The organism is Nostoc sp. (assembly GCF_036917655.1).
GTDB lineage: Bacteria > Cyanobacteriota > Cyanobacteriia > Cyanobacteriales > Nostocaceae > Nostoc.
Map to the genome: position 1 here is coordinate 135912 of NZ_JBALCY010000065.1, position 12310 is coordinate 148221.

The 12310-nt window shown below is 41.4% G+C and carries 2 protein-coding genes; both read left to right on the forward strand.

Features of this window, described 5'->3' with window-relative positions; all coding sequences use genetic code 11:
* Window positions 1–36: 36 nt before the first annotated feature.
* Entirely contained in the window at window positions 37–8877 is an 8841-nt protein-coding gene (locus V7K30_RS22550; RefSeq protein WP_335003052.1) for an amino acid adenylation domain-containing protein, read from the forward strand.
* A 228-nt stretch (window positions 8878–9105) separates the two neighbouring features.
* Window positions 9106–12306: a non-ribosomal peptide synthetase gene (locus V7K30_RS22555; RefSeq protein ID WP_335003054.1), complete on the forward strand. Its 3201-nt coding sequence runs from the start codon at window positions 9106–9108 to the stop codon at window positions 12304–12306.
* Window positions 12307–12310: the final 4 nt, after the last annotated feature.

Sequence of the window (12310 nt, forward strand, 5' to 3'; positions counted from 1 at the left end):
AAATAAGATATTTAGTGCCAAATATAGAGAATCACAATGCTAGAGGAAATGCAAGGTTTTCGACTCTCACCCCAGCAAAAACATCTGTGGCAATTACAGGAAATTGACAATCTTCCTTATCGTTCTCAGTGTGCTGTTTTGATTGAGGGAAATTTAGATGTCAATATCTTAAAATTAGTATTAGAAAAAGTTGTCAATCGCTATGAAATCCTCCGTACCAATTTTCATTCTTTGCCTGGAATGACTATCCCATTACAGGTAATTGGGAAGCAGGAGATCAGTTTGGATAGGACTTACGATTTGAGCAGTTTGACCGATCAAGATCAAGAAGATTCGCTGACAGCATTATTTAATCAAGTTCGTCAACAGCCTTTTGACTTGGTACAGGGTTCTCCTTTGCAGCTATCTTTAGTGACTTTATCAGCATCCAAATATGTATTAATTGTGAGCCTACCAGCCCTTTGTGCAGATATTGCGACACTGAAAATTTTGGTGCAAGAAATTAGTCAGTCTTATGCAGCTTGGTTACAGGGGGAAGAATTAGAGAACGAACCATTGCAATATGCAGATTTAGCTGAATGGCAAAATGAATTGCTGGAAGGAGCAGAGACAGAAGCTGGTAGAGACTATTGGCAAAAAAAAGATATTTCGTTGAATTTGCAAGGATTAAAACTTCCTTTTGAAAAACAGGTTGCTGAGGAATTAGTATTTAAACCGCAAATGCAAAGTTTTGCGATCGCTCCTGAATTAATAAAACAAATTGACATCCTAACTCAACATGATAATACTTCAACAGTTGAGTTTATATTAGCTTGCTGGCAGGTGTTAACTTGGCGTTTGAACAAGCAAGAAAATCTGACACTAGGCGTGGCTTTCGCCGGGAGAAAATATCAAGATTTAGAGACAGCGATCGGGCTATTTGCTAAATACTTACCGTTAAGTATTAATATAGAAGGAACATCTAAAATAAAAGATTTTATATATAAAAATAACGAACTAATTCAGCAATTAGATAAATTACAAGATTACTTTAATTGGGAACAGATAGCAGGATTAATACCAAATACCTTACGCTTCTTCCCGCTTTGTTTTGAGTTTGAGGAACAGCCAGCTAAGTATGTAGCTGCTGATTTATCGTTGACAATTTATCAGCAGTATGCCTGTATTGAACGATTCAAATTAAAACTTTCTTGCCTGCGTCAAGATGACACGTTAACAGCAGCATTACACTACGACTCTAGCGTATTCCAGGCAGAAGATATTAAACGCTTGATAGAGCAATTTCAGACTTTGTTGGCTAGTGCGATCGCTAATCCAGATGCAAGAATCAGTGAGTTGGAAATTCTCAGTCAAATCGAGAGACAACAACTGCTATGTGAGGTGAATAATAATCAGCGCGATTATCCACAAACTAAGTGTATTCACCAACTGTTTGAAGAACAAGCACAAAAAACACCTGATAACATTGCCGTTGTCTTTGAAGACGAACAACTCACATATGCACAGTTGAACAGCAAAGTCAATCAACTAGCTCACCACTTGCAGCAACAAGGAGTTAAGGCGGAAGTTGTAGTTGGACTTTGCACAGAGCGATCGCTAGAAATGATGATTGGATTATTAGGAATCCTGAAAGCTGGTGGCGCATACCTACCGCTAGATCCAACTTTGCCACAGGCAAGTCTGAATTTACACTGGCAAAATATTCAGACAGATATCATCTTGACACAACAGCGCTGGCTAGATATTTTGCCAACAGATGCAGCCAAGGTAATCTGTTTAGACACAGACTGGGAAGTTATTGCTCAAAATAAAGATGAGAATCCTAGCAGTAAAGCGACACCTGAGAATCTAGTTTATGTATTGTTCACCTCTGGTTCTACAGGTAAACCGAAGGGAGTTGCGATCGCACATCAACAACTTCTTAATTACGTCAATGCCATTATAGATAGGTTAAACCTGCCAGCAGGTGTCAACTTTGCCACTGTTTCCACCTTGGCTGCGGATTTGGGTAACACCGTTATCTTTCCTGCTCTTTGTACAGGAGGATGTCTGCATCTAATATCCTATCAGCGTGCTACTGACTCAGCAGCCTTGGCAGAATACTGTGACAAACATCCGATCGATTGTCTTAAAATTGTTCCCTCTCATCTAGCCTCTCTTTTGGCATCTTCTTGGGCTAAGTTAATCTTGCCCCGTCAGCGATTGATCCTGGGTGGTGAAGTTGCGAGTTGGCAGTTAATCGAGCAGATTCAGCAGTATGCCCCAGATTGCCTAATCTTCAATCACTACGGCCCCACAGAAGCCTGTGTAGGTGTGTGTACCCTAGAGATTGTCCCTGGGCAAGTGGAGCGTCATTTGGCAGCAACAGTTCCCCTTGGTCGGTCAATTGCTAACACCCAGGTATATATCCTAGAAGAACACCACAAATTAGCTCCCATAGGAGTGAAAGGCGAAATCTACATTGGTGGTGCGGGTCTGGCTCGATGTTATCTCAATCAGCCCGACCAAACAGCTTTAAAGTTTATTCCCCATCCCTACAGCGATGTACCGGGAGCGCGACTTTATAAAACTGGTGACTTAGGTCGTTATTTGCCAAACCGCACGATTGAATTTCTTGGTCGCATCGACAACCAAGTTAAAATTCGGGGCTTCCGGATCGAACTGGGCGAAATTGAAGCCGTACTTTGTCAACATCAATCTGTGCGGGAAGCGGTGGTTGTAGCACGACAAAATCAATCAGGTGATGCCTACGGCGGGCTTCGCCAACGCCGTTTAGTTGCCTATGTGGTGCGTGATGTAGAAACAGTTTCCCAATATCCAAAATTGGGTGATTTACGTAGCTTTCTACAAGAAAGATTACCCGATTATATGCTGCCTTCTGCCTTTGTGATGCTGAAAGCTTTACCACTGACACCCAATGGTAAGGTAGACCGCAATTCTTTACCAGCGCCAGAGCAAGTACAACAAGAGTTAGAACAAACTTTTCTCCCTCCTCGCAACCCAATTGAGCAGGTCTTAGCTGACATTTGGGCAGAGTGCCTTGATGTGGAGAGGGTAGGTATCCACGATAACTTTTTTGATTTGGGTGGTCACTCGTTGCTGGCTACGCAAGTCATTTACAAAATGCGTGAAGCATTTCAAATAAATTTACCTCTGCGGAGTTTATTTGATGCACCCACAGTTGCAGGAATAGCAGAACGCATTGAAAAGACTAAGGATAAAACCGACTGCACACTAGGATTGTCAATTGTTCCCAATCGCCATGAGCGTTATCAACCTTTCCCTCTCACAGACATTCAACAAGCTTACTGGATCGGTCGCAATGTGGCTTTTGAGTTGAGCAATGTAGCAACTCATTCATATAGAGAAATAGAATGTTTTAATTTAGACATAGAAAGATTTTCCAAAGCTTGGCAGCGCCTAATTGAGCGTCACGATATGCTGCGGGCAATTGTGCAACCTGATGGCCAACAGCGAATCTTACCCCAGGTGTCTGCTTATGAAATCAAAGTTTTGGACTTGCGGGGAAAGAGTTTGGAAATAGTAGCTTCTAGGTTAGCGGAAATTTGCGATCGCATGTCTCATCAAGTCCTACCAGTTGATCAGTGGCCACTTTTTGAAATTTGCGCTACTGTCCTAACTGATAACAAACTCAGGTTACACATCAGTTTTGATTTATTAATTGGTGATGCTTGGAGTTACCAGATTATTGGTCGGGAACTTGCCGAAGTGATGCAAAACCCAAACAGCCTGACAACTCCTATTGAACTTTCATTTCGGGACTATGTATTAGCTGAAGTTGCATTGCGAGATTCCCAACTTTATAGCCGCTCATTAGAGTATTGGCAAAACCGTCTTGCTACATTCCCGCCATCCCCAGAACTACCTTTAGAAAAAAACTTAGTTGCGGTCACAAACCCTCGTTTTCAACGCCGGACAGGAAAATTAGAGCCAGAAAGATGGCAGCAGTTGCAGAGGAAGGCAAATCAAGCAGGTGTTACGCCTTCAGGGATTTTGCTAGCTGCTTATGCAGAAATTCTGACAGTTTGGAGTAAAAGCCCACGATTTACAATCAACTTGACGCTTTTTAATCGTCTGCCTTTGCATCCCCAAATCAATCAGGTCGTAGGAGATTTTACATCCTTGAATTTACTGGCCATCGACAATTCAGGACAGGACTCCTTTGCGGCTCGAGCTAAACGTATCCAACAACAACTATGGGATGATTTAGACCACCGTTATGTTAGCGGTGTTAGAGTTCTGCGAGAATTAGCCCAGAACCAGGAGCGAAATTTAGGGGCATTGATGCCTGTTGTCTTTACTAGTACTTTATCCCAGGACTCACAAGACCTATCTTCTCCACTTGATTGGCTGGGAGAAACTGTTTACAGTAGCAGTCAAACACCTCAAGTTTATCTAGACCATGTGGTTTCCGAAGCAGCAGGTGCCTTAGTATTTTACTGGAATGCTGTGGAAGAACTTTTCCCGGTGGGACTTTTGGATGAGATGTTTGCAGCTTACTGCCATTTACTGGAGCGTCTGGCAAATGAAGATGAAATCTGGCAAACTCAGACACGGCAACTGCTGCCAGCAGCACAGCTAGAACAAATAGCAAGCATCAATGCTACTGAAACACCAATTTTAGAAACCTATAGAGAGCAATTTGGCCACACGCCTCTACTTCATACTTTGTTTTTTGACCAAGTGGCTTTACACAAAGATAAAGCCGCCGTTATTAGCAATGATCGCACATTAACTTATCAAGAATTATGCGATCGCTCTTTACAACTAAGACATCAACTGCATAAGTTGGGAACTCGTCCCAACCAGATCATAGCAATAGTTATGGAGAAAGGATGGGAACAAATTGTCGCCACTTTGAGCATTCTTGCCTGTGGTGCTGCCTACTTACCCATCGATCCTGGACTTCCTACGCAACGCCGTTGGCATCTACTTCAAGAAGCAGAAGTTCAGGTAATTATCACCCAATCTTGCCTTGATTCTGCTTTGGAGTGGCCAGATTCGATCGCCCGCATCTGTGCAGATACATTAGAACTTTCTGCCTCTTTGTCCCAACCCCTCTTTGATTTATCCCCAACCTCATTAGCCTACATCATCTACACATCTGGCTCCACGGGAATGCCAAAAGGGGTAATGATTGACCATCAAGGCGCTGTTAATACCATTCTCGACATTAACCAGCGTTTTCATGCCAAATCAACAGACCGAGTTATTGCCCTATCATCTCTAAGCTTTGACCTGTCTGTATATGATATCTTTGGCACCTTAGCTGCTGGCGGAACGATTGTTATTCCTGATGCCGATGCTGCCCGTAACCCGGAACACTGGGTAAAATTGCTTGTTAAACACCAAGTTACTATTTGGAACTCTGTACCAGCTTTAATGCAGATGTTATTAGAGTATATAGGTGGTCGAAAAGAAGTTCTGCCTGCTTCCTTACGCTTGGTGTTGCTAAGTGGAGATTGGTTGCCACTGACTTTACCAAAACAAATCCGGGCAATTTGGGAGAACGCGCAAGTATTGAGTTTGGGTGGTGCCACAGAAGCTTCGATATGGTCGATTTTCTACCCAATTACATCCAACTCGACATGGAAAAGCATCCCCTACGGTCGTCCAATGGCGAATCAGCGATTTTATGTACTCAATGAAGGACTAGAGCAATGTCCTGTATGGATTCCTGGGCAACTGTATATTGGTGGTATTGGACTAGCTCAGGGTTATTGGAAAAATCCAGAAAAGACCAATGCCAGTTTTATCATTAATCCTCAAACACAAGAGCGATTGTATAAAACTGGTGACTTAGGGCGATATTTACCCGATGGCAATATTGAATTTTTAGGACGCGAGGATTTCCAAGTCAAAATCAATGGCTATCGCATTGAACTGGGTGAAATTGAAGCTGTCTTGCAACAACATCCAACGATTAAAGAAGTAGTAGTCAACGTCTTCGGAGAGTCAGGAAAAAATCAGCAATTGATAGCTTATATTGTTCTCGACCAGACAAAATCTCCTGTAAACTTACATTCAACCTTACAAAACTTCTTGCAGCAGAAGCTACCAGACTACATGGTGCCTTCTATATATATACCCTTAGATGCCTTACCTCTGACATCTAATGGTAAAGTAGACCGTCGTTCTCTGCCTGTACCAGAAAATCTTCGTCCCCAGATACATCCGGTTGAGGCAATGCCTAGGACTGAGGTTGAGCGATTAATTGCCGATCTTTGGCAAAATTTGCTTGGGGTTGGACAAGTGAGTATTTACGATAACTTCTTTGAATTGGGTGGTAATTCTCTCACAGCAATGCAACTAGCAGCTCGCATCCGAAACAAGTTTAGTGTAGATTTACCCTTAGTGGAAGTGTTCACATCTCGCACGCTCAAAGATTTGTCTGAGACTTTGGAAGCGAATCTTGTTTCTAAACCATCTGAAAAAGCAGATGTTATCTCTGTGCGATCGCAGTCAAATTTCCTACCCCTATCCTTTGCACAGCAGCGTCTTTGGTTCCTCGAACAGTTACAACCTGGTAATGTTATCTACAACTTCTCAACAGCAGTACACTTGACTGGCAGCCTGAATGTAATCGCCTTAGAGCAAAGCGTTAATGAAATTATCAAGCGTCATGAAATATTGCGAACCACCTTTAGCAAACTGAATGGGCAAACAGTTCAAGAAATTCATGACAAATACGATTTGAAATTGGCGATCGTAGATTTAACAACAATCCAAAATTCAGCTTCAGAAATCGTCCAAAATCTTATCCTTGAAGAGCAACAACGACCATTCGATTTAAGTAACGGGCCGTTATTACGAGCTAGCTTACTAAAATTGGCAGAAACTGAACATATCTTGTTGTTCACGATGCACCACATCGTTTCTGATGGTTGGTCAATGGGTGTAATTACCCAAGAAATTGTACCTTTATATACAGCTTTTTCTACTGGAGAGGCTGCTACACTCCCGGATTTACCTATTCAGTATGCAGACTTTGGTATTTGGCAACGAAAGTGGTTACAAGGAGAGGTACTGGAAACTCAACTTGCCTACTGGAAGCAACAATTAGGCAACAATCTCCCTGTAATGCAATTATCAGATCGTCCACGCGCAGACATTAAAACCCGTCGGGGTGGTTCTCAATCTTTTGTAATTCCTTCTCAAGAGTCCTTAGCACTGCAAACCATCTCACGCCAGCAGAGTGTCACCTTATTTATGACCTTGCTAGCAGGATTTAAAGTATTACTACAACGCTACACAAATCAAGATGACATCGTGATTGGTACTGATGTCGCTAACCGTAACTTAGCTGAAACTGAGTTATTGATTGGTTTTTTTGTCAATCTGCTTGTCTTACGTACCGACTTGAGTGGGAATCCAAATTTTCGGGAGTTGCTTGGGCGAGTGCGTCAAGTAGCATTAGGAGCTTATGCTCATCAAGACTTGCCTTTTGAGGAATTAGTAAAAGCTCTACAACCTGAGCGGAATTTAAGCAACACTACCCCACTATTTCAGGTATTGTTTGTCCTCCAAAATGCGCCTATGCCACCTTTGGAATTACCAGGGCTAACCTTAAGTTTGTTGGAAATTGAACACAAAGTAGCTAGGTTTGATTTAGCACTATTTCTCACTGAAACAGAGCAAGGAATTTCAGGTAAGTGGCAATACAACTCTGACTTATTTAATGCCACTACTATCACCCGAATGACTGGTCACTTCCAGACACTTCTTAACAGTATAATTTCACAACCTGATACTCAGATTGGTAGCTTAGAAATGCTTACCGAAGCGGAAAGAAAACAACAAGCTATACAAAAGAAAGAGCGCAGAGCCTTTAATCAGAAAAAGTTGATTGGTATTATTCCCCAGTCTGTTAGTTTGTTACCAGAAAAATTGGTAAAAACTACTTATCTCCAACCAGGGCAAACATTTCCTCTCGTAATTCAGCCTGCTACCGACGATATTGATTTGGTAGCTTGGGCTAAAAATAACCAAGAGTTTCTCCAGACAGAATTATTAAAGCATGGGGCAATTTTGTTCCGAGGTTTCAATGTAGAGTCCGTCTTGGAATTTGAAAGTTTTGCCCAGGCAATTTCTCCCGACTTGTTTGGTGATTATGGTGATTTACCTCGGACTGGAGAAGGTGGTAAAGTTTATGGTTCTACTCCTTATCCACCTGATAAAGCGATCCTTTTCCATAATGAAAGCTCTCATTTAGATCAGTGGCCTCTAAAAATTTGGTTTTTCTGCGTGCAACCAGCGCAACAAGGTGGAGAAACCCCGATTATAGACTGTCGAAAAGCTTACAAAATCATCAACCCCAAGTTGCGAGAAAGATTAGATAGAAAACAACTAATGTATGTCCGTCACTACACGAATGGTCTGGATGTCAGCTGGCAAAACTTCTTTCGTACCGATGACAAATCTATTGTAGAAAATTATTGCCGTCAGACTAAAATTGATTTTGAATGGTATGATAATAACAGTCTAATTACGCGCCAAGTTCGTCCAGCTTTAGCAGTACATCCAAAAACGAGTGAACCTGTATTTTTTAATCAAATTCAGTTACACCATATAGCGTATTTAGATGCAGAAGTTCGAGAATCTTTATTGTCTACCTTTGGAGATAAAAAGCTACCGCGTAATGTTTATTACGGAGACGGTACTCCTATAGAAGACTCAGTTATTGCAGAAATAAATGAAGTTTATCAGCAGGCTCAGACTAGCTTTGCTTGGCAGAAAAATGATATTTTGATGTTAGATAACATGCTGATTGCCCACGGGCGAAATCCATATATAGGTTCTCGCAAAGTCGTTGTAGCAATGGCAGAAATGATTCAGAAATCAGAATTTTTTAAATAGAAATAAATTTAAGTTAAAGGAGGATAAATACTTAATACCTTCAAAAGAACGCAATACTAATCATAATGCGATCGCTTCTATCTACGACTTGAAAAATCCACTAGAACGCCACGACATGGCACTGGAGTATATAGACAAATATAATCCTCAAAAATCTTCCAGAAGGAGCGCAGATTTTTGACCTAGTTTCATAAAGAATTGCTATAAGTGAAGAATAATAAGAAATGTATGCCAAATAAAATAATTCAGGGCTTTCGGCTTTCTCCTCAACAGAAGCGTCTTTGGTCATTACAGCAATATAGTTCAGCTTATGTTGCTCAATGCGCCCTTCTGATTGAAGGCAATCTCAAACAAGAAGTATTAAAAGCGGCTTTAGAACAAGTCATTATTCGACATGGAATTTTGCGTACAACTTTTCATTGCCGATCTGGAGTGAAAACTCCTGTGATGGATGTAGAAAATAGTAGTATTCTATCGTGGGATAACATCAATCTAAGTCATTGTAAACCCAAGGAAATCTCAAGCAAAATTGCAGAGCTTTTCCAAGCAGCAGCCGCCCTTACTTTGGACTTTGAGCAAAGAACGATGTTGCATATATCTCTACTGACGCTATCAGTAAGCAAGTATATTTTACTTATTAGTCTGCCTTCACTTTGTGCCGATACTTGGACACTTAAGAATCTGGTAACTGAAATCACCAACTCATACGCTGCTTGCTTACAAGGTGAGAGAATATCAGAAGAAGTTCTACAATATCTGCAATTCTCAGAATGGCAGAATCAATTACTCGCAGATGAAGATGCAGAAGCAGCGAAGCAATACTGGCATGAGCAAAAGCTTTCTCCACTCGTTTCGTTGAAGTTACCTTTTGAGAGTCAGCCATTACAGCCATCAAAGTTTGAGATAAACTGCTATCGATTAGATATTAACCCTGATGTGACAGCCAAGATTGCCACCTTAGCTCATAAATATGATATTTCCACTGCTGTTATCTTACTAGCTTGCTGGCAAACCCTGATTTGGCGACTTACAGGACAGCCGGATATCATTATTGGTATGGCTAGCGATCGCAGAGACTTTGAAGAATTATATAACTTATTAGGACTTGTTGCTACTTGGTTGCCAATTAACAGCCATTTGACACCAGATTTACGCTTTCAAGAAGTTGTAGAACTAGCTAATCAGACTATAGAAGCTAGTGCAGAATGGCAAGATTATTTTGTGCCAGAACCGATAGAAAATCATCATCAACTAGCTTTTCCCATCGGTTTTGAGTTTGAGCAACTACCAGAAAAACTCTTTGCTGGCGACGTATCATTTTCTCTTGAGCAATATTACAGTTGTATTGAACAATTTAAAGTAAAACTCACTTGTACTCAACACAAGCATTCTTTAACTACAGAATTATACTACGATATCAATTATTTTGCAGCCGACACTATTGAACGTATAGCTAGACAATTTGAAACTTTATTAACTAGTGTAATTGCTAATCCTGAAGAGAAAATTAGCCGATTAGATATTCTCAGCCCCAGCGATCGCCAACAACTATTAGTCAAGTTTAACCAAACACATCTTGACAATTTACAAGATAAATGTATTCATAACTTATTTGAAGCACAAGTAGAAAAAACACCAAATAAAATTGCCGTTGTCTTTGAAAACGAGCAACTAACTTATGCACAGTTGAACAGCAAAGCTAATCAACTTGCCGACTATTTACAACAGCTAGGAGTCAAGCCGGAAGTTTTAGTAGGACTTTGCACAGAGCGATCGCTTGAAATGATTATTGGACTTTTGGGCATCCTGAAAGCTGGTGGAGCCTATCTACCGCTAGATCCAACCTTACCCAAGGAAGGTTTTGCTAACCGATTACAGGATATCGAAATCCCAGTGATCTTGACACAACAGCGATTAGTCGATAACCTGTCAACAGATGTAGCGCAGATAGTCTGCTTAGACACAGATTGGGATAAGGTTGCAGATCACAAAGATGAAAATCCCACCAGTGAAGTGACAGCCCAGAATTTAGTTTATGTTTTGTTCACCTCTGGCTCTACTGGTAAACCGAAAGGAGTTGCGATCGAACACCGACAACTACTTAATTACCTTCACGGAATTACACACAGGTTAGACTTATCAGCAACAACCAACTTCGCCACTGTTTCCACCTTAGCTGCCGATTTGGGTAACACCGGGATCTTTGCTGCTCTTTGTACTGGCGGATGTCTGCATGTGTTATCTGCCGAGTGTGCTACTGACTCAGCAATCTTGGCAAAATACTGCCGCACCCATCCGATCGACTGTCTCAAAATTGTCCCCTCTCACCTTGCCACTCTTTTAGCCTCTGCACCATCCCATTCCATCTTGCCCCGCCAGCAGCTAATTCTGGGTGGCGAAACTACAAGTTGGCAACTTATTGAACAGATTCAGCAGCAGACACCATCCAGCTTAATCTTCAATCACTACGGGCCTACAGAAGCCACCGTGGGCGTTACTACCTTCGCAGTTGAAAATCAGCAAAATCATACACAGACAGTACCCCTTGGTCGTCCACTTGCCAATACGCAGATTTATTTGCTAGATGAACAACTGCAACCTGTATCCATTGGCGTACCGGGTGAGTTATACATTGGCGGTGCAGGGTTAGCTAGAGGTTATCTGAATCGGGCTGATATAACGGCAGAAAAGTTTATTCCCAATCCTTTTGCACAGATTGGTTCGCGTTTATATAAAACTGGTGACATAGCTCGTTACTTACCTGACGGCAATATTGAATTTATTGGGCGAGTTGATCACCAGGTAAAAATTAGGGGCTTCCGCATTGAACTTGGAGAAATTGAAACCATCCTGTGTCAACATCCGCAAGTGCAACAGGCTGTAGTGACAGTTCGGGAAGATGATGGCAACAAATCCTTAGTAGCCTACGTTGTTTCTAAGCAAACACTCAATGTTAGCGAACTGCAAAGATTTATTAGAGAGAAACTACCAGAATACATGATGCCCTCAACTTTTATTATGTTGAAGGCTTTGCCACTAACATCCAATGGTAAAATTAATCGGAATGCGCTCCCAGAATCAAATAGCGATCGCCCAGAATTAGAAGTAACTTATGAACCACCTCGAACCGAAGTCGAGCAAACCATTGCTCATATCTGGCAGCAGATGCTTCATGTTGAGAAAGTGGGCATTCATGATAATTTCTTTGACCTTGGTGGTCATTCATTACTCCTTGTTCAAATTCATGCTAAACTGCGAGAAGTTTTAAACACAAATATATCAATAGTTAATTTTTTTGAATATCCAACTATAAACTCATTGGCTAAATATTTAACACAAGAACAAACTGAAACATCCTCTTTTGAGGAAAGTAATCAAAGAGCTGAAAGTCGCATTGCTTCTAGGCAGGCGAGAGCGCAATCTAGGTAAAATT